An 18,513-nucleotide genomic window follows, 5' to 3' on the forward strand; every position below is an offset into this window, starting at 1 on the left:
CTCCACCCTAGTTTCCCGTGCTATGAACACCTCCATTCTGTTCCGTTTGGGCGCATTAGCCCTTTCCGGCTTTCTAGTTTTCGGCTCGGCCCACGCCCAGTCCGAAGCCCTGCCCACTGCCTGCGGGGAAACCGTTGACGCCCCGGCTGCCCAGGCTCTCAGCCGCAGCGAATGCAAGGCCCGGATCCGGATGGCCAACGCGGCCCTGGCCCAGAATCGGTACGACGAGTCCTCGCTTCAGATCCGGGCCCAGGCCATGCTTCAGCTGCGCAACTACGACGAGGCCATCCTGGATTTGACCACCCTGCTTCGGAAACAGCCGGCCAACGCGGAGCTGTACTACCAGCGCGGCCTGGCTCAGCTGCGGGCCGGCAACGCCACCCCCGCCATCAGTGACTTCAACAAGGTGCTGCGGTACAACCCCGAGCATAAGAACGCGGTGCTGGCCCGGGGTCTGGCCCGGATGCAAACCGAAAACTACCGCGGCGCCCTGCCCGACCTTAACCGGGTAGTAAACATGGATGCCCAATGCGCGGAGGCGTACGAGTACCGGGCCATCTGCTACTCGGAGCTGGGCAAAGAAGAAGAAGCCCGGCAGCAGATGGCCATGGCGGTGCAGCTCAACCCCGACGCGGCCAAGTCGCTGCGGCGCTATGGCCTGCGCTAGCCGGCACTTGGGTATATAGTCAGCCTCTGCCTGCCCGGGCAGAGGTTTTTTTTTGAAAAACGCAACCTATACCCTGCCTTCGAAGGTACACGGCCTGAGACGAAAGCAGACCGCTGAGCTTACCCTATGGCTGCTTGTCTTTCAATAATTTATATCTGCCTTTTTCTTCTCTGAACCCATGAAAAAAGTCATACTTCCAGTTCTGTCTTTGGCCGGCCTGCTGCTTACCACGCAGTGCGCCACCACCGACCGGGAAACGACCAGCGCCCGCGTGCCGGTAACCTCCGCTGCTCCCTCCACTGCCGCCACCCCGGCCTCGGCTACTCCGGCCTCTACCCCTGCTGATTCCGCTTCGTCGGCCCTGACGACTTCGGCCTCCGCTGCCACCACGCCCGACGTGGCCCTGGCTCCTTCGGCTCCGGCCGTAGCGGCCCGCAAGATTACCAATGCCGATCTGAAAGCCGAGATTAAGGCCGCCGATGCCGCTATCAAAGTCTCGCCCCGCAATGTGGATGCGCTGATTTCCCGCGCCAAAGCCCACACCCAGCTGAAAAACTACCGCGAAGCCGTAAACGACTACACGGTGGCCCTGCGCTACAAGCCCACGAATGCGGAAGCCTACTACAACCGGGGCCTGGCCCGCATCCGCCTGCGGGAATACACGCCCGCCGTGGCCGACTTCTCCAAGAGCCTGCGCTACAAGCCCGAGGACAAGGAAGCCTATTTCGGCCGGGCCGTGGCCAAGATGGAGCTGGCTTCTTTCGGCCCCGCCATTACGGACTTCAACAAGGCCATTGCCCTCGATAGCGTTTATGCCGATGCCTACGAGTACCGGGGCATCTGCTACGCCTCGATAAACAAGCCCAAGCAGGCCCGCGCCGACCTGGAAAAGGCTACTGCCCTGAACCCCGAAGCCGCCAAGAGCATGCGCCGCTACCTGAAAGACTAACCGCCCCCCTTGCCGGACTACTTTGAAAAGCCGCCTTCACCGGGCGGCTTTTTTGGTTGATCCGGGCACGGCGGACGGGCGCGAAAGGGGAAATCAGGACCAGGACGCGGAATCTGTACGGCCGGCACTTACCTTCGCCTTCATGACGAAAATGCTTGACGGAAAAACGGCCCTGATTACGGGTGCCTCCAAAGGAATCGGCCGCGCCATTGCGGTATATTTTGCCCAGCTCGGGGCCAACGTGGCCTTCACCTACCTCTCCAGCGTGGAGAAGGGCCAGCAGCTCGAACAGGAGCTCTCAGCGCACGGCACCAAGGTGCGGGGCTTCCGCTCCGACGCCTCCGACTACGCCCAGGCCGAAAAGCTGGTCGACGACGTGGTAGCTGAGTTCGGCCGCCTGGATATTCTGGTCAACAACGCCGGCATCACCCAGGACGGGCTGCTGATGCGCATGAGCGAACAGCAGTGGGACCAGGTGCTGGCCGTAAACCTGAAATCGGTGTTCAACCTGACCAAGGCCGCCACCAAGGTGATGATGCGCGCCAAAATCGGCAGCATCATCAACATGACCTCGGTCGTGGGCATCAAGGGCAACGCGGGCCAGAGCAACTACGCCGCCTCCAAGGCCGGCATCATCGGCTTCACCAAGTCGGTGGCCCTGGAGCTGGGCTCGCGCAACATCCGCTGCAACGCCATTGCGCCCGGCTTTATCGAAACCGAAATGACCGACGCCCTCGACCCCAAGCAGGTCGACGAGTGGCGCAAGGCTATTCCGCTCAAGCGCGGCGGCACCCCGCTCGACGTAGCCAAAGCCACCGCCTTCCTGGCCTCCGACGAGTCGGCCTATATCACCGGGCAGGTGCTGCAGGTCGATGGCGGCATGCTGACCTAGGCTTTATTTAGCGGCAAGCCGTAAGCTGCAGGCTGCAAGCTTTTTTCGTCTGTCATCCTGCGCCTTGCGGAGGACCTTATCCTGTCAGAACAAGGGCGTTGTTACGCTTGTCGTTCTGGTGTAACGAGGTCCTTCGCAGGCGCAGGATGACAGACGTTTTTGCGTAATACCCTCTACTATGCCCAGGCGCATTCTTCTGTTTTTGATACCTCTGCTCCTGCTGGCCGCTCTTGCGTACCCGCGGCTCTCGCGCCGGCTGAGCCATTTTCAGCAAAGCAGACAGGCAGCTGCGGCAATAGCTGAAATAGGGCCGCGCCTGCACGACGGGGACCTGATTTTTCAGACTTCCCGGTCGGCTCAAAGCCAGGCCATTCAGCTGGCGACGCACTCGGCCTACAGCCACTGCGGCATCCTGTTCCGGCGCGGCAACGAGTGGCGGGTATTTGAGGCGGTGCAGCCGGTGAGCGAAACCTCCCTGGCTTCCTGGGTGGCCCGGGGCAAGGATGGAACGTTTGTGGTGAAACGCCTGCGCGACGCGCCAACCGGGCTGACGCCCGCCGCCCTGCGCCGCCTGCGGGCTGCCGGGGAAAAGTACCGCGGCAAAGGCTACGACCTGTACTTTGGCTGGTCGGACGAGCGGATTTACTGCTCGGAGCTCTTGTGGAAGATGTACCGGCAGGCCACCGGCCGCGAAATCGGGCAGCTTCAGACGTTAAGGGAATTCGACCTGAGCCACCCCGCCGTGCAGGCCAAGCTGCGGGAGCGGTACGGCAAGCAGATTCCGCTGAATGAAAAGGTGATTTCCCCGGTCCGGATGCTGGAAAGCAGGGAGCTGGTAACGGTGCGCTAAGCCAAGCAGACGCTGGCTGACACAAAAAGGCCTGACACAAAAAAGATTTGTGTCAGGCCTTTTTGTGTCAAGCCCGGCCATTCGCCAGCTTTGGTTGGTAGCATTGGGCAGTGGTTAATCTTGCAGCCTCCACGCGTAACCCCGCCCGCAACTTCCTACCTTCGCCACTGCGCTGCCCTTCGGGGCCGGCCGCGCGCAACTGTTTGGCTTGCTCCGGAGTTCTTAGTGCTCCATTACGTTTCAGCATCCTTTGTTTACTACCGCTTCTCCCTGGCTTATCCTGCTTTGTCTTCTGGCCGGCGCCGGCTATGCCGCGCTGCTGTACTCGGCCCGGGCGCCCTGGAGCAAAGCCCTGAACTATGGCCTGGCGGTGCTGCGCTTCGTGGTGGTGAGCTTCCTGGCGTTTCTGCTGCTTTCCCCATTCCTGAAAACCAGCACCAACACCACCGAACAGCCCACCGTCGTGCTGGCGGTCGACAACTCCCAGTCGGTGGGACTGTTTACGCCCCCGGCGGTGCTGAGCCAGGCCACCGCGGGTTTGCAGCAGCTGGGCCAGACGCTCCGCAGCCAGGGCTTCCGGGTTGAAACCCGCACCCTGGACGCCACCGCCCGCCCCACCCGGCCCGACTCCCTGCAGTTCAAAGCCGCCGCCACCGACCTCGACGCGCTGCTCGGCGGGGTGCAGGAAGGCTACGAGGGCCGCAACCTGGCCGGGGTGGTGCTCGTGTCCGACGGCATCGTGAATCAGGGCCGCTCCCCGGCCTACGCCGACTACCGCTTTCCTATCTACACGGTGGCCGTAGGCGACACCGTTCCCAAGAAGGATTTGAGCGTAACGGCGCTCAACTACAACCGCATTGCTTTCAGCGGCAACCGGTTTCCCATTGAGGCGGAAATCAGCTATGAAGGGTTTGCCGGCTCGGCCATTACCGTGCAGCTGCGCGAAAACGGCCGGGTGCTCGACTCGAAGCGCGTGCCGCTGCCGGCGGGCCGGCGCCGCACCAAGACCACCTTCCTGCTCACGGCCCCAGCTCCCGGTAAGCGCCGCTACGAAGTGGCAATTCCAGTGCAGCCCGGCGAGTTTACGCCCCTCAACAACAGTAAAGCCGCCTACCTGGAAGTAGTGAAGGGCAAGCTGCGGGTGCTGCTGGCCGCGGCGGCTCCCCACCCCGACCTGAAAGCCCTGCGCGCCGCTATCCTGCAGAACGACAATTTCGATCTGTCGTTTTACCTGCCCGGCATCTCCCCGCTTAAGGCCCAGGACTTCGACGTTGCCATTCTCCATCAGCTGCCGGCCCGCACCGGCGAAGGCGCCGAGGTACTGGCCCAGGTGAAAAGCCGCCGGGTGCCCGCGCTCTATATTATCGGGTCCCAGTCGGACCTGAACGCCTACAACGGCCTGGGCACCGGCCTGACCATCACGCCCCGGGGCCAGCAGACCGATGAGGTGCTGCCCGTGCTCAACGCCTCCTTTTCCCGCTTCACGTTTGAAGATGACGCCGCCCGTCGCTTTGCCGCCTACCCGCCCGCCCCGGTGCCGTTCGGCGACTTTCGGGTGAGCGGCAACGCCGAGGTGGCGCTGTTCCAGCAGGTGGGCCGGGTGAAAACCACCAAGCCCCTGCTGGTCTTCGGCGGCTCGGCCGAGCAGCGCCAGGCTACCCTGACCACCGAAGGCAGCTGGCTCTGGCGCCTGCAGGAAGCGGCCGAAAACCAGGACCGCCCCGACGCCTACGACCGGCTCGTGGGCCGCACCCTGCAGCTGCTCACCCAGAATGCCAACAAGAAGCGCCTCGACGTGTATCCCACCCAGGATGCCTTCACCAGCGCCGACGACGTGACCTTCGCGGCCGAAACCTACAACGCCATCTTTGAGCGCACCTACGGACAGACCATTGCCCTCACGCTCACCGATGAGCAGAACAAGGCCCGGCAGTTCAGCTTCACCAACTCCGAAGACAACTCTGCCCTGCACCTGGGTGCTTTGCCCGGTGGGCTGTACCGCTACGAGGCCCGCGCGACGCTGAACGGTCAGCCCCAGACCGACCGGGGCGAGGTACTGGTGCAGGAGCAGCAGCTCGAAGCCCTGGAGGCCCGCGCCGACCACAACCTGCTCGCCCAGCTTTCCGGGCGCTCCGGCTCCCGCCTCTACTACCCCAGCCAGTTCGACCAGCTCACCCGCGACATCCGCAGCGCCGGCTACAAGCCCGTCATCAGCACCCAGGAAGACCTGAAGGACCTGATTAACCTGAAATGGCTGTTCTTCTTACTGCTGGCCCTGGTCACTGCCGAGTGGGCCACGCGCAAGTATTCGGGTAGTATCTGAGTTTCGGGCCGGAGTGGTCCGCCTCGTCTTATTTTTTGCACGGTAGCGCAGGACCAGTGCCCGTGAAACCCGTCGCTTTGCAGTGCACATCACGGCCTGCTGCCTTTCTTTCGCGAACTTGCGGCCCCAACTGTGCTTCTTCGTCCATGAAACGCCTTTTCTTTATTCTGTTCGCTTCACAGGCCCTACTGACGGGATGCCAGAAGTCGCCGGAGCAGCTGGCTGAGCAGCTGGTGACGGAGCATATCCAGGGCCGGATGGGCGACCCGAAATATTACCGGGCCGGCCGCTTCGTGACGCGTCCGTATACCGCCCAGGACTCGGTTTCGTATGCCAACAGCCTGATTGAGCTGTCTGCCCTGGAAAACCCCGGTACGCGGGTATCCCCCATGCTGCCGGCCGCCCCGGACCCTGCCAGGCGCATCGGCACGCACGTCTTTCACGCCTACGAGGAGCAAACCAGCTACGGCCGTGGGCGCACCACCCGCGACAGCGCTGAATTCGTCGTGTCGCCGAAAGGGGAAGTAGTACAGCTCGTGCCCGAAGCTGCCCGCAAAGCCCGTCTGGCTAAGCTGCGCGGCGCCAAATAACGTATTCACCCGGTCGGCGGCGCTCCGCCGGACCACCGATCTTAACTCTCTGCCCATGCGCTACGTCCTCGTCAACAAGCCCTTCGAAGTCCTGACCCAGTTCACCGACGAAAACGGGCGCGCCACGCTCAAGGACTTCGTGGCCGTTCCGAAAATCTACCCTGTCGGCCGGCTCGACTACGACAGTGAGGGCCTGGTGCTGCTCACCGACGACAAGCCCCTGCAGCACCGCCTTTCCGAGCCCCGCTACAAGGTGCCGAAAACGTACTGGGTGCAGGTAGAGGGTGAGCCGACCGAGGAAGCCCTGGCTCAGCTGCGGCGCGGCGTCGACATCAAAACCAGCTTCACGGCCCCGGCCGAAGCCCGGCTGCTGCCCGAGCCCCCGGCCATCTGGGAACGGGCCAAGCCCATCCGGTTCCGGGCCAACATTCCCACTTCCTGGCTGGAAATCACGATTTCTCAGGGCATGAACCGGCAGGTGCGCAAGATGACGGCCGCCGTGGGCTTCCCCACCCTGCGCCTGGTGCGGGTGCAGATTGCCTTCCTGCGCATCGACGGGCTGGCTCCCGGGCAGTGGCGCGACCTTACCAGCGAGGAAGCCGCCAAGCTCAAAGCGGCGTACTCGTCCAGCAAGATGCCCGACCAGCGCAGCGTGACGCCGAAAGCTGCCGCCGGCCCCAAGCCGGGAGCGAAGTTCACCGGCTCGCGGCCAGCCGCTGGCAAGCCGGACACCGCCCGACCCACTGCCGACAAGCCCGCCGGTGGTAAGCCTGCGGCCGCCCGGGCAGCCAGCTCGGCCCGGGCCAATGGGGCTGGTCCGTCGCGGCCGGCTGGTGGCGCGGCTGCCCCCCGCGGTGGAGCGGGCCGCAAGCCTGGAGCCGGTGGTCGCCCGGGCAGTGGCAGCCGCAGCGGGGGCCGGTCGTGAAGCTGAAATGGTGGCTGACAGGGCTCCTGCTGGTTTTTGCGGGCATGAACGCCGTGGCCTTTTTCCACGCCTGGCGGTTTACCCACTTCATCAACGCTACCGGCACGCACACCGACAACCCTGAGCAGCTGACGGCGCTGCAGAAAGCGGCGGTGCTGGTTACCGGCATCAAAAACCCGAAGCCCGTCAACAGCACGGAGCCGCAATTTCCGTTCGTTACCGTTCATCTGCCGAGCCCCAACGGCACGCTGGAAGCCTGGTATGGCCCGGTGCCTCACCCGCGGGGCACCGTGGCGCTTTTTCACGGCTACACCTCCTCTAAAAGCAAGCTGCTGACCGAGGCAGCCTACTTCCGCCGGCTCGGCTACAGCGTGCTGCTCACCGACTTCGCCGGCAACGGCGGCTCCTCCGGCAACGTGTGCACCGTGGGCCACCACGAAGCGGCCGACGTTGTGGCCGTCACGCGCTGGCTTGGCCGCCGGCCCGGCCCGGTCATTATCTACGCCAACTCGATGGGCGCCGTGGCCACGCTCCGGGCCGAAGCCGAACTCGGGGCGAAGCCCGCCGCCAACATCCTGGAATGCCCCTACGGCAGCATGCTGGAAACCGCCCAGAGCCGGTTCCGCTCGATGCAGGTCCCTACCTTTCCGATGGCCAATCTGCTGGTGTTCTGGGGCGGGGTGCAAAACAATTTCTGGCCGTTCGACCTGGACGCTACCCGCTACGCCGCCCGCGTCCAGACGCCTACCCTGCTCTTCTGGGGCGCCGCCGACCCGCGCGTAACCCGGGCCGAAACCGACGCTATCTTCACCAGCCTGGCCGGCCCGAAGCAGCGCCAGGATTTCCCCGGGTCGGGCCATGAGCCGTACTGGTGGAAGCACCGGCAGCTGTGGGAAAGCCGGATTGCGGGGTTTTTGGAGTCCCCGGTCGGTTAGAATGCCGGTGAACTACCTGGGGCTGCCTTTAAATAGGTCTCTATCAGGCGCGGTATAGCTACCTCGTACAGTTCGGCTACGCTCCACTCCTTCGTATCGGAAACCTGTCCGTCACCTACCTCGATTATAATCGGCTTTCCGGTTTTGGTATAGGCTACATCGATCGTGTAAAACCACCGCTCCTGCAACGCCGCCAATGCCGGCTTCAGCGAGTCCGGGAACGATGCTCGTCCGGCACCAAAAGCCTCGTTGCGCACAGCAAAGAAGCGCCGCTCGGGCTTATCGGACAACACGACAAACTCCCGGAAGAGCAGTAGGTCATCGGGACCAATGCCCTCTTTACCCACCAGGGCTGCATACTGCTCAGGCGAAGCAACTACCGAGCTGGCGCCGAAGGATTTGCTGACTCCTTTTACAAAGCACCGGTCGTGCAGCAGCGTGTTGCGCACGTACGTCTCTCCTTCCCGAGCCGTCAGGAGCTGGCTTTTTGGCGTAAAATCCTGAATCTGCCCGTACCAGCCGTTGGCTTGGTGAGAAGCCTGGTACATGGTTTTGGAAACAAGCAAAGGGGTCAGCAAGGCCAGGGCTTCGTATTCCGGCGGCGTCAGCATCCAGCCCCGATAGAGCGTCGGCTGCTCGGATCGGGGCCGCTGGTAAAGCTTTTGCTGATCAGCATCAAACAGGCAAACGGTGTGGCCCTTTCGCCGGGCTACGTCCATCTCCTCTTCCCACATAGGGTCGACGACCCGCTGGTACGGCAGGCTTGGCAGAATAAGGTTAAGCATCAGCGTTCAGGTCAGTAAGGTGGATGGGCAAGAAGTGCACACCTGCTTTCCGCTCAAAGTACGACACGAGGCGACTTCTGCACGCTTGTCAGGAAAAGTCCTGTTTGCTGAAACAATTCAGGCCAGCGCGTCGCATAACGCGGGTACAAACCGGCTACCGGTGACAATCTGTCACCAAAAACCCGGGATTCCGGGGCTGGTACGCGTCTTGTAATCCTCCTGCCGCGAGTTATTCGCACCTAGAATCTGACACTCCAACCTAACCATAACCATTCGACATGGGCAAAATAATCGGTATTGACCTCGGCACCACCAACTCGTGCGTGGCCGTGATGGAAGGCAACGAGCCGGTCGTAATTCCGAACAGCGAAGGCCGCCGGACGACTCCTTCGATTGTCGCCTTCCTCGACAACGGCAAGGGTGAGCGGAAAGTGGGTGACCCCGCCAAGCGGCAGGCCATTACCAACCCCCAGAACACCCTGCAGTCGATTAAGCGCTTTATGGGCCGCAGCTTCTCGGAAGTAACCGAGGAGTCGAAGCACATCAGCTACCAGCTCGAGAAAGGCTCTAACAACACCGTAGCCGTGAAAATCGGTGACCGGCAGTACACGCCCCAGGAAATTTCGGCCATGGTGCTTCAGAAGATGAAGCAGACCGCGGAGGACTATCTGGGTACGACCGTAACCGAAGCCGTTATTACGGTGCCGGCTTACTTCAACGACGCCCAGCGCCAGGCTACCAAGGAAGCCGGTGCCATTGCGGGCCTCGACGTGAAGCGCATCATCAACGAGCCCACGGCCGCCGCACTGGCCTACGGCCTCGACAAAAAGCATAAGGATCAAAAGATTGCCGTGTACGACCTCGGCGGTGGCACCTTCGATATCTCCATCCTGGAGCTGGGCGACGGCGTGTTTGAAGTACTGAGCACCAACGGTGACACCCACCTTGGCGGCGACGACTTCGATCAGGTAATCATCAACTTCCTGGCCGAGACATTCTCTTCTGAGAACGAAGGCCTCGACCTGCGCAAGGACCCCATGGCCCTGCAGCGCCTCAAGGAAGCTTCCGAGAAAGCCAAGGTGGAGCTGTCCAGCTCGACCGAGACGGAAATCAACCTGCCCTACGTGACGGCCACCGCCTCGGGCCCCAAGCACCTGGTGGTGAAGCTGAGCCGCGCCAAGTTTGAGCAGCTCGCCGACTCGCTCGTGCGCCGCTCGATGGAGCCCTGCAAAAAGGCTCTCCAGGACGCCGGCCTGAGCACATCGGACATCGACGAGGTAATCCTCGTGGGTGGCTCGACCCGCATTCCGCGCATCCAGGAAGAAGTTGAGAAGTTCTTCGGCAAGAAGCCTTCGAAGGGCGTTAACCCCGACGAGGTGGTAGCCATCGGCGCCGCCATCCAGGGCGGTGTACTGACCGGTGAGGTAAAGGACGTGCTCCTGCTCGACGTGACTCCGCTTTCGCTGGGCATCGAGACCATGGGCGGCGTGATGACCAAGCTCATCGAGAGCAACACCACCATCCCGACCAAGAAGTCCGAGACCTTCTCCACGGCTTCCGACAACCAGCCTTCGGTGGAGATCCACGTACTGCAGGGCGAGCGTCCGCTGGCCAGCCAGAACCGCACCATCGGCCGCTTCCACCTCGACTCGATTCCCCCGGCTCCCCGCGGCGTTCCGCAGATCGAAGTAACCTTCGACATCGACGCCAACGGTATCCTGCACGTGTCGGCCAAGGACAAAGGCACCGGCAAAGAGCAGAAGATTCGCATCGAAGCCTCGTCGGGCCTCACCGACGCCGACATCGAGCGGATGCGCAACGAAGCCAAAGCCAACGAAGAGGCTGACAAGCAGGAAAAGGAGCGCATCGAGAAGATCAACCAGGCCGACTCGATGATCTTCCAGACTGAGAAGCAGTTGAGCGAGTACGGCGACAAGCTGAGCGGCGGCAACAAAACCGCCATCGAAGGTGCCCTGGCTGACCTGCGCAAAGCGCACGAAAGCAAGGACCTCGCCGCCATCGACACCGCCATGACGGCCATCAACGCCGCCTGGCAGACCGCCTCGACCGAGATGTACAACGCTACCCAGGGCGGCGAAGGTCAGCCCCAGCCCAACGGCTACCCCGGCGGCGACGGCCAGCCCGGCAGCAACGGTCAGGGTGCCGGCCACGACAACGTGACCGACGTCGACTACGAAGAGGTTGGCAACAAGTAAACCTTCCCGGCGGCGCTGAGCGCCGTTTCATGACCACTAAAAAGGCCCGGAGCATCTGCTTCGGGCCTTTTTTTGTTTGCTGTCCTGGTGGGCCCTATGCTTAAACGGAAACGGCCGCCGGTGCAGGACCGGGCCTGGGAGTGCGGGGCCGTATCAGCCGGCACGAACCGGAGCGAGGCCCGTGCCGAAAGCTTACGTGGAGGGCAGAGTTCGGGGCTCTCCTTTGCGGGCGGCCTCGGCTTCGTCTTCTTCCTCCTCATCCTCTTCCTCAAAGCCCATCCGGATTTTCTCGGCGGCTTCCTCGTGGTCAGACTCATCGGGCTCCTCGGCCTGGGCCTCCTGCTCGGCTTTGTCGTGGGGCTCGTAGCTGAGCTGCAGATAAATCGGGAAGTGGTCGGAGCCGATGTGGGGCAGCCGCTCGATGGCGGCCACCTTGAAGTGGGCCGAGTGAAACACGTGGTCGAGCGGCCAGCCCAGCCAGGGGTAGTCGGCGTGGAACGTGGGCAGCAAGCCCCGCCCGATGCGGGGGTCAAGCAGCCGGGTTAGACGGCGAAACAGCTCGGAAGTATGCGACCAGGCCACGTCGTTCATGTCACCGGCCACGATGGTAGGACCGTCGTGGCTTTGAATCTCCCGGCCCACGAGCAGCAGCTCAGCGTCGCGGCGGGTGGTGGTTTTGCTTTCTGCCGGGGCCGGGGGCTTGGGGTGCAGGCAGTGCACGCGCACCTCGGGTCCGCCTTCCGGGAGCTGAACGTAGCCGTGGAAAGACGGCACATCGTCGTCGAGCAGAAACCGGATCTGCGGGTCGCGCAGGGGCAGCCGGGAAAAGAACAGCAGGCCGTAGGTGTTGGGCAGCGGGGCGTAGGCCGTGTACGGGTGCGTTTTCTCCAGCCCTTTGAGCTCGTCGAGCCACCACTGGTCGGTTTCGACGGCCAGGATCAGGTCGGGGTTGCAGTCCTCGATAACCTTGAGGCAGCGGCCCGACTCGCGGTTGTACATCAGCACGTTGGTTACCACCATGCTCAGGTGACGGCGGCGGTCCGTTTTCGGGCGGGTGCTGTCGAGCACCTGCTTGCGCATCAGCGGGGTGTAGGGCGCAATGCGGTAGAACTGATAGACGGCGCACAGAGCCACCAGCACCATCCAGGCGTGGCCCGGCCAGCCGCCCTCATCCCAGAAGTGCAGCAGCAAGCCGCCCAGCAGAGTAAGCACGGCCAGCCCGACGATCTGCAGGCGGGGAAAGTCGAAGATGCGGATCCACCACGCTTCCTTGCGCCACAACGGCAGCAGCGTGCCTATCACGGCGGCGCCGCCCAGCACGGCCACCAAGCCGCCGAGAATTTGCAGGAGAATATCTGGTAAGGAGCTGGGCACTCGCGGGAACGATGTGGGAAGGGTGGTGGGAAAGCAGAGCGGAAGATGCGGAGACCAGACGAAAAACAACAATCCTAGTGGCCCGGCTCGGCTTTCTACGGCTTTCGTACGGCGGAGTTAAATGTCGTCGTTGAAACCGCCCTTGCGCAGCTCGTCAATCGTGCGCATCACTTTATCTTTTAGGGAGCTACGGTACTTTTCCAGCACGTCGGCCAGGCGGGCGTTGCTGAGCCCCAGAATCTGGGTGGCCAGCACGGCGGCGTTGGTAGCCGCGTCGATGGCGACGGTGGCCACGGGCACGCCCACCGGCATCTGCAGCATCGAGAGTACCGAATCGATGCCCCGGATGGAGGTGGTGGAGTTGATAGGCACCCCGATGACGGGAATCGTGGTAAAGGCCGCCACCATGCCGGGCAGGTGGGCCGCCCCGCCCCCGCCGGCAATAATCACGCGCAGCCCCCGCTTGCGGGCCGACTCGGCATATTCCACCATGCGGTGCGGAGTGCGGTGGGGCGACACCAGGGTTATCTCATAGGGAATGGCGAACTGCCGGAGCAGCTCGGCAGCGGCACCCATGATTTTCAGATCAGACTGACTCCCCATGATGATGCCCACAATGGGTGTGTCGCGGATATCGTTGGGAGCGGGAGCTTCGGTAGAGGTCATTAAGCAAAGTAAAAGCAGCGAAGCCAACGAGGCTGGCGGCTATGCATACGGGCCGGCGGCCGGTGTTGGCTTTCCAAATCTAGCAATTTGCTAGGTTCGCCCCGGTGGTTTCCGCTTACATTTACGCGCCGCTGCTCCGATTTATGGATAACATTCTGCTCGCCACCTTCACTACGCTGTTTTCGGTCGTGAATCCGTTCGGGGCCATGCCCGTGTTTCTGACGCTAACCGAAGCCGATTCCCCGTCGGAGCGGATGCAGACCGGGCTGCGGGCTTGCCTGTATATGGTGGGCGTCCTCACGGTGTCGTTTTTCGCCGGCCAGTACATTCTCAACTTTTTCGGCATCAACATCCACCATCTGCGCATCGCCGGGGGCATTCTGCTGATGCGCTCGGCCTTCGACCTGCTCACGCCCGGCGGCAACCGCGACCGGGTAGGCCCCGATGCGCTGGAGGAAAGCAAGCACAAGGACGACATTTCCTTTACCCCCCTGGCCATGCCCATGCTGTCGGGCCCCGGCTCGATGGCGGTCTGCATCGGCCTGTTCACCGAAAAGCTGAGCTACACCGACATCAGCCTGATCCTGCTCGGCTTTGTGCTGGTGGCCCTGGCCAGCTACATTATCCTGATGTCGTCGTTGCGGCTGACCCGCTTTCTGGGCCGGCCCGGCATGGCGGCCCTGGCCCGCATTATGGGCTTCATCACATTGGCCATCGGCGTCAATTTTCTGGCCTCCGCCATCAAGGCGCTGTTCGTGGAATAGGCTACTGAGATGAGTCGGTTTCCGCTTTTCCTGCTGGTCCTGCTGTTCCTTTCCGGCGGACTGGCCGTCTGCCGCTACTCGCCTCAGCTAGCGTCGCGACCGGCTGCCCCGGCGTCTGCTCCTTACCAGATCGGCTTTCACCTCAAGAACAACAGCGAAGCCCAGCCGGAAACGGATCTACGCGTGCAGTGGGATGCGAAGCCTGTTGCGCTGGATACGCTGCGGTACACGAGCAGCTCGGCCGGGGTAAAGCATCATCAGCTGACTACGACGCCCGGCGAGCATCTTCTGCGGATTGTAAACCAGCGCAACCAGTTACAGCTGGATACCACCGTTGTGGTGCGGGAACCGGAGACAAACGTATTCATCACGTTTGCCTACCGAACGTTTACAGACGAGCAGCTGGCCCAAATCCGGGCGTCGGATCCGCCGGAAGGAGTCGAGGCGGTAGTAGCGGCCCTTTCGGAGCCCAAAAGCCTGGTCGTGCACATCGCGCACGGCCCGATTTCACCGATTGATTAACCAGGAAAGGCAGACGGTGGGTCCGTGCGGGTTCCGGGGCTATCTTTGCGGCCCGAAACTGCTGAACCCATGCTCAAGAACGACCTTCTGCTCCGTGCCGCCCGCGGCGAACAAACCGAGCGTACGCCCGTGTGGCTGATGCGCCAGGCCGGCCGCATCCTGCCCGAATACCGTGCCCTGCGCGGCCGCCTGAGCGGCTTCAAGGAGCTGGTCGAGACGCCGGAGCTGGCCGCCGAGGTAACCATTCAGCCGGTAGACGCCCTGGATGTGGACGCAGCCATCATCTTCTCCGACATCCTGGTAGTGCCCGAGGCCATGGGCCTGACCTACGAGATGGTCGAAGCCCGGGGCCCGCTGTTCCCGACCACCATCCGCTCGGCTCAGGACGTGGCCAACCTGCGGGTGGCTGACCCCGAGGAGCACCTGGGCTACGTGCTCGAAGCTATCCGCATCACCAAGCGCGCCCTGCACGGCCGGGTACCCCTGATCGGCTTTGCCGGCGCGCCCTGGACGATTCTGGCGTACATGGTGGAGGGCCACGGCTCCAAAACCTTCAGCAAGGCCCGCCGCCTGCTGTACACCGACCCTCAACTGGCCCACATCCTGCTGCGCAAAATCACCGATACCACCATTGCCTACCTGAAAGCGCAGGTGGAAGCCGGCGCCAATCTGATTCAGGTGTTCGACTCCTGGGCCGGCATTCTGCCCCCGGCCCACTACCGGGAGTTTTCGACCCGCTACATCACCGAAATCTGCGAGGCCCTGCCCGATGTGCCGGTGACGGTGTTTGCCAAAGGCGCCTTCTTTGCCCTGTCCGACTTTGCCCAGCTCGACTGCCAGACCATCGGCCTCGACTGGAACCAGGACCCGCGCGACGTCCGCTCCCTGATCGGCGACGCCAAAACCCTGCAGGGCAACCTCGACCCCTGCGCCCTCTACGGCACCCGGGAGCAGGTGCAGCAGGCCACGCTCGACATGCTCCGGCAGTTCGGCCCCCACCGCCACATTGCCAATCTCGGCCACGGCGTGTACCCCGACACCGACCCGGACAACGTGCGCGTGTTCATCGAAACCATCAAGGAGTTCAGCACCCTGGCCCGGGAAGAACAGCTGTAGTAAGCCTCCTTCAGTATACCTTAGGGCACCCGGCGCAGTCGTTCCGGGTGCCTTTTTTATTGCTGACAATGGCTATCCTCACGAAAGGCTCCCGCAGAATTGTAGTCGATGAACAGCCTTTTCGGTGGCGGGTCCGCCATAAGCCAACGTATGGGCAGAGCCTTTGCTGGGCTACCATCGGGTTATGCGTTGCGGCTGAAGGCGGGCAAGGAGCAGTACTTATTGTAAGCACCGCGCAGTATCACCCTGAAAATTGGTTTAATACCCCGCTTGAGCCGGTTCTTCCGCATCAGGTAGCCGATTCCATTCAGCTAGCGAAAAAACTCGGTTGGCAGCCGCTGAAAGCAGGCAAGCCATTCTGGCTGGACTATGAGTCATCAGCCCGGCTGGTGTTTCCTTAGCGGAACAGCTACTTCGCTTAGCCAGGCTAATCCGCCAGCAAACCGGTCTGACGGGCTTCCTGGAGAAGCAGCTCCTTTTCGATGGGCACCACGCCGACCTGCTCGCACACCAGGCCACCACCAAGGTTAGCCAGGGCGGCCAGCAGCTCGGGCGCGAGCCCCAGGGCCACGCACAGGGCCGCAATGCTGATAACGGTGTCGCCGGCGCCGGACACGTCGGAGATGGCGCGCAGGTGAGCGGGAATGTGGTTCCGGGCTGCGCCGTTGTCGACATACACACCCCGTTCCGATAAGGTCACCAGTACGATTTCGGGCATCAGCACCTCACGCAGGCGGGCTACGGCGGCTTCGAACTGAGGCTGGTCGTCGTCGGTGTTTTCGAAGTCCATCTTCAGCCCTTCGCGCAGCTCCTTGAGGTTGGGCTTGAACAGCGTGCAGTGCTGGTAGGCCAGGAAGTTGCGGCGCTTGGGGTCTACTACCGTCGGGATGCCCCGCTCCCGGGCCAGCTCAATAAAGCGGGCAATGCTGGCCGAGTTCAGAACGCCCTTGTCGTAGTCCTCAAACACCACCACGTCGGCCTGGCTGAGCAGCGTCTCGTACCGGGCTTCCAGGGCCCGGGCCTCGGTCACGCTCAGGTCGGTTTCCACTTCGGAGTCGATGCGGAGCAGGTGCTGCCCGGCGGCCAGGATGCGCTGCTTCACGGTGGTGGGGCGCTCGGCGCTGCGCACAATGCCCGCGGCCGACAGCTCGTGCTGCCCCAGCAGGCGCAGAAGCTGGTCGCCGCCCCCGTCCTCCCCTACCACGGCGCACAAAAGCGGCGTGGCACCCAGGGCCTGCACGTTCAGGGCCACGTTGGCGGCTCCGCCCAGGCGCTGCTCGGTCCGGCTCACGTTCACCACCGGTACCGGCGCTTCGGGCGAGAGGCGCGTGGACTTTCCCCACACGTAGGCGTCGACCATCACGTCGCCCACGATGAGCACGGTAAGGCGGTTGAAGGCAGCGAAAAGTCCGGAAAGCGTCTGGGTTTGCGCGGAAGCAGGCATTGGGCAGAATAAGGAACAAAGCTAATAGCTATTAGCTGATAGCGGTTAGCTTTTGGGCTTAGCCCTATTTCCTTTCTTTTCAGCATAAGCTGAATAGCCACTAACCCAGACCCATAAAAACAGATGAAGGGACGCGCTCAGGCACGTCCCTTCATCCACCGGAAGCTGCTTACAATAAAAGCTAACTGCCAACGGCTATCATCAGCTAACAGCCAGTTTCGCCAGACTCACCTTGATGCGGCGGAAGGCTTCGACCAGCTTCTCATCGGCCGCGGCCGTGCTGAAGCGGATGCAGTTGGGGGCCCCGAAGGCTTCGCCGGTCACGGCCGCCACGTGGGCGTCGTTGAGCAGGTACATGGCCAGATCGGTGGCAGTGCGGATTTCGGTGCCGTCGGAAGTAGTGGCGCCGAAGTAGGCCGACACGTCGGGGAAGATGTAAAAGGCGCCGCTGGGCGTGGGCGTGCGGAAACCGGGAATGTCTTTCACCTGTTCCAGCACCAGGTCGCGGCGGCGGCGGTAGGCTTCCACCATCTCATCGGCCGAAGAGCGCCCACCCTGCAGCGCGGCCAGGGCGGCGCGCTGGGCAATGGAGCAGGTGCCGGACGTAATCTGGCTTTGCATCTTCTCGCAGGCGGCGGCAATTTCGGGGCGGGCGGCAATGTAGCCCACGCGCCAGCCCGTCATGGCGTACCCTTTGGAAAAGCCGTTGACGGTGATGACGCGGTCCTTGATTTCGTCGAACTGCGCCAGGCTGGCGTGCTCCCCCACGAAATTGATGTACTCGTAGATTTCGTCGGCCAGCACGTGTACCTGCGGATGGCGGGCTACCACGGCGGCAATGGCAGCCAGCTCCTCCCGGCTGAACACGGCCCCGGTGGGGTTGCAGGGCGAGGAGTACATGATCAGCTTGGTGCGCTCCGTAATCACCTCCTCCAGCTGCTCGGCCGTGGCCTTGTAGTCGTTTTCGAGGGTCCCGATAAGCGCGACGGTCACGCCTTCGGCCAGCTTCACCATCTCCTCGTAGCTAACCCAGTAGGGAGCCAGCACGATGACTTCGTCGCCGGGGTTTACCAGGCTCATCACCACGTTGGCCAGGGCCTGCTTGGCCCCGGTGCTGACCACGATGTTTTCGCGGGCGTAGTCGAGGTTGTTTTCGCGCTTGAGCTTATCGGCAATGGCCTGGCGCAGCTCGGGGTAGCCGGGCACGGGCGTGTAGAAGGTATAGCCGTCGTCGATAGCCTTTTTGGCGGCGTCCTTGATGTACTGGGGCGTCTGAAAGTCAGGCTCGCCAAAGCTCAGGCTGATGACGTCGATGCCCTGAGCCGCCAGCTCCCGGCCTTTCTTGGCCATGGCAATGGTCTGGGATTCCTGCAGGGCGCTGATGCGGTCCGACAGGTACGAGCGGGTGAGCGTGGTGGGCATAAAGCGGGCAGGGTCAATGGTGGGAGTGGGAATACAAAAGTACGAATTCGCCCGCGGATTAGCTGTTGCGGAG

Annotated in this window: 18 protein-coding genes; 13 read left to right on the forward strand and 5 right to left on the reverse strand. The window is 62.7% G+C overall.

The features are described 5' to 3' along the window. Positions 1 to 22 precede the first annotated feature (22 nt). The 8 genes from LJY25_RS16690 to LJY25_RS16725 all read left to right on the forward strand — a co-directional run bounded on the left by LJY25_RS16690 (position 23) and on the right by LJY25_RS16725 (position 8,131). Positions 23 to 667 carry a tetratricopeptide repeat protein gene (locus tag LJY25_RS16690; protein ID WP_227609574.1) on the forward strand — a complete coding sequence of 215 codons (645 nt, stop codon included), beginning with the start codon at positions 23 to 25 and terminating at the stop codon, positions 665 to 667. Between the two features lie 178 nt (positions 668 to 845). Beyond that, the gene (locus LJY25_RS16695) at positions 846 to 1,616 is read left to right on the forward strand and encodes a tetratricopeptide repeat protein (protein WP_227609576.1); all 771 of its coding nucleotides are present in this window, start codon (positions 846 to 848) and stop codon (positions 1,614 to 1,616) included. Between the two features lie 142 nt (positions 1,617 to 1,758). Then, positions 1,759 to 2,508 carry a 3-oxoacyl-[acyl-carrier-protein] reductase gene (gene fabG, locus LJY25_RS16700; protein ID WP_227609578.1) on the forward strand — a complete coding sequence of 250 codons (750 nt, stop codon included), beginning with the start codon at positions 1,759 to 1,761 and terminating at the stop codon, positions 2,506 to 2,508. A gap of 202 nt (positions 2,509 to 2,710) precedes the next feature. Then, complete coding sequence (locus LJY25_RS16705; RefSeq protein WP_227609580.1) at positions 2,711 to 3,358, forward strand: YiiX family permuted papain-like enzyme; 648 nt, start codon at positions 2,711 to 2,713, stop codon at positions 3,356 to 3,358. A 250-nt stretch (positions 3,359 to 3,608) separates the two neighbouring features. Beyond that, on the forward strand, positions 3,609 to 5,681 hold the full coding sequence (locus LJY25_RS16710) for a VWA domain-containing protein (protein WP_227609581.1): 2,073 nt from the start codon (positions 3,609 to 3,611) through the stop codon (positions 5,679 to 5,681). Between the two features lie 146 nt (positions 5,682 to 5,827). After that, positions 5,828 to 6,271, forward strand: coding sequence for a hypothetical protein (locus LJY25_RS16715; RefSeq protein ID WP_227609583.1), 444 nt, complete (start codon positions 5,828 to 5,830; stop codon positions 6,269 to 6,271). Positions 6,272 to 6,326: 55 nt separating this feature from the next. After that, positions 6,327 to 7,196: a pseudouridine synthase gene (locus LJY25_RS16720; protein WP_227609585.1), complete on the forward strand. Its 870-nt coding sequence runs from the start codon at positions 6,327 to 6,329 to the stop codon at positions 7,194 to 7,196. Then, a complete protein-coding gene (locus LJY25_RS16725) occupies positions 7,193 to 8,131 on the forward strand; it encodes an alpha/beta hydrolase (protein WP_227609587.1) in 939 nt (312 codons plus the stop codon). Before LJY25_RS16720 ends, LJY25_RS16725 begins: the two co-directional genes overlap by 4 nt. On the opposite strand, the gene LJY25_RS16730 is transcribed toward LJY25_RS16725, so the two are convergent. Beyond that, complete coding sequence (locus tag LJY25_RS16730; RefSeq protein WP_227609589.1) at positions 8,128 to 8,916, reverse strand: ATP-grasp domain-containing protein; 789 nt, start codon at positions 8,914 to 8,916, stop codon at positions 8,128 to 8,130. The genes LJY25_RS16725 and LJY25_RS16730 overlap by 4 nt on opposite strands. A 278-nt stretch (positions 8,917 to 9,194) precedes the next feature. Between LJY25_RS16730 and dnaK the strand changes: the two genes are divergently transcribed. Then, the gene (gene dnaK, locus LJY25_RS16735; protein ID WP_227609591.1) at positions 9,195 to 11,132 is read left to right on the forward strand and encodes a molecular chaperone DnaK; all 1,938 of its coding nucleotides are present in this window, start codon (positions 9,195 to 9,197) and stop codon (positions 11,130 to 11,132) included. A 192-nt stretch (positions 11,133 to 11,324) separates the two neighbouring features. On the opposite strand, the gene LJY25_RS16740 is transcribed toward dnaK, so the two are convergent. Further along, positions 11,325 to 12,506, reverse strand: coding sequence for an endonuclease/exonuclease/phosphatase family protein (locus LJY25_RS16740; RefSeq protein ID WP_227609593.1), 1,182 nt, complete (start codon positions 12,504 to 12,506; stop codon positions 11,325 to 11,327). A 117-nt stretch (positions 12,507 to 12,623) separates the two neighbouring features. Further along, positions 12,624 to 13,172, reverse strand: coding sequence for a 5-(carboxyamino)imidazole ribonucleotide mutase (gene purE / locus LJY25_RS16745; protein ID WP_227609595.1), 549 nt, complete (start codon positions 13,170 to 13,172; stop codon positions 12,624 to 12,626). Positions 13,173 to 13,315: 143 nt separating this feature from the next. On the opposite strand from purE, the gene LJY25_RS16750 reads away from it, so the two are divergent. From LJY25_RS16750 to LJY25_RS16765, 4 genes are all read left to right on the forward strand, one after another. After that, on the forward strand, positions 13,316 to 13,936 hold the full coding sequence (locus tag LJY25_RS16750; protein WP_227609597.1) for a MarC family protein: 621 nt from the start codon (positions 13,316 to 13,318) through the stop codon (positions 13,934 to 13,936). Positions 13,937 to 13,945: 9 nt separating this feature from the next. After that, positions 13,946 to 14,458 carry a hypothetical protein gene (locus tag LJY25_RS16755; protein ID WP_227609599.1) on the forward strand — a complete coding sequence of 171 codons (513 nt, stop codon included), beginning with the start codon at positions 13,946 to 13,948 and terminating at the stop codon, positions 14,456 to 14,458. 69 nt (positions 14,459 to 14,527) lie between these two features. After that, entirely contained in the window at positions 14,528 to 15,574 is a 1,047-nt protein-coding gene (hemE, locus tag LJY25_RS16760; protein WP_227609601.1) for a uroporphyrinogen decarboxylase, read from the forward strand. A gap of 68 nt (positions 15,575 to 15,642) precedes the next feature. Then, a complete protein-coding gene (locus LJY25_RS16765; RefSeq protein WP_227609603.1) occupies positions 15,643 to 15,975 on the forward strand; it encodes a hypothetical protein in 333 nt (110 codons plus the stop codon). A 26-nt stretch (positions 15,976 to 16,001) separates the two neighbouring features. Here the strand turns inward: LJY25_RS16765 and LJY25_RS16770 are convergent, their stop codons facing one another. After that, positions 16,002 to 17,018, reverse strand: coding sequence for a bifunctional heptose 7-phosphate kinase/heptose 1-phosphate adenyltransferase (locus LJY25_RS16770; RefSeq protein ID WP_227609605.1), 1,017 nt, complete (start codon positions 17,016 to 17,018; stop codon positions 16,002 to 16,004). A 201-nt stretch (positions 17,019 to 17,219) separates the two neighbouring features. Then, positions 17,220 to 18,440 (reverse strand): pyridoxal phosphate-dependent aminotransferase, encoded by a 1,221-nt coding sequence (locus LJY25_RS16775; protein ID WP_227609607.1) that lies wholly within the window; start codon positions 18,438 to 18,440, stop codon positions 17,220 to 17,222. Positions 18,441 to 18,513: the final 73 nt, after the last annotated feature.

The sequence above is a fragment of the Hymenobacter translucens genome (assembly GCF_020685205.1).
Taxonomy (GTDB): Bacteria; Bacteroidota; Bacteroidia; order Cytophagales; family Hymenobacteraceae; genus Hymenobacter; species Hymenobacter translucens.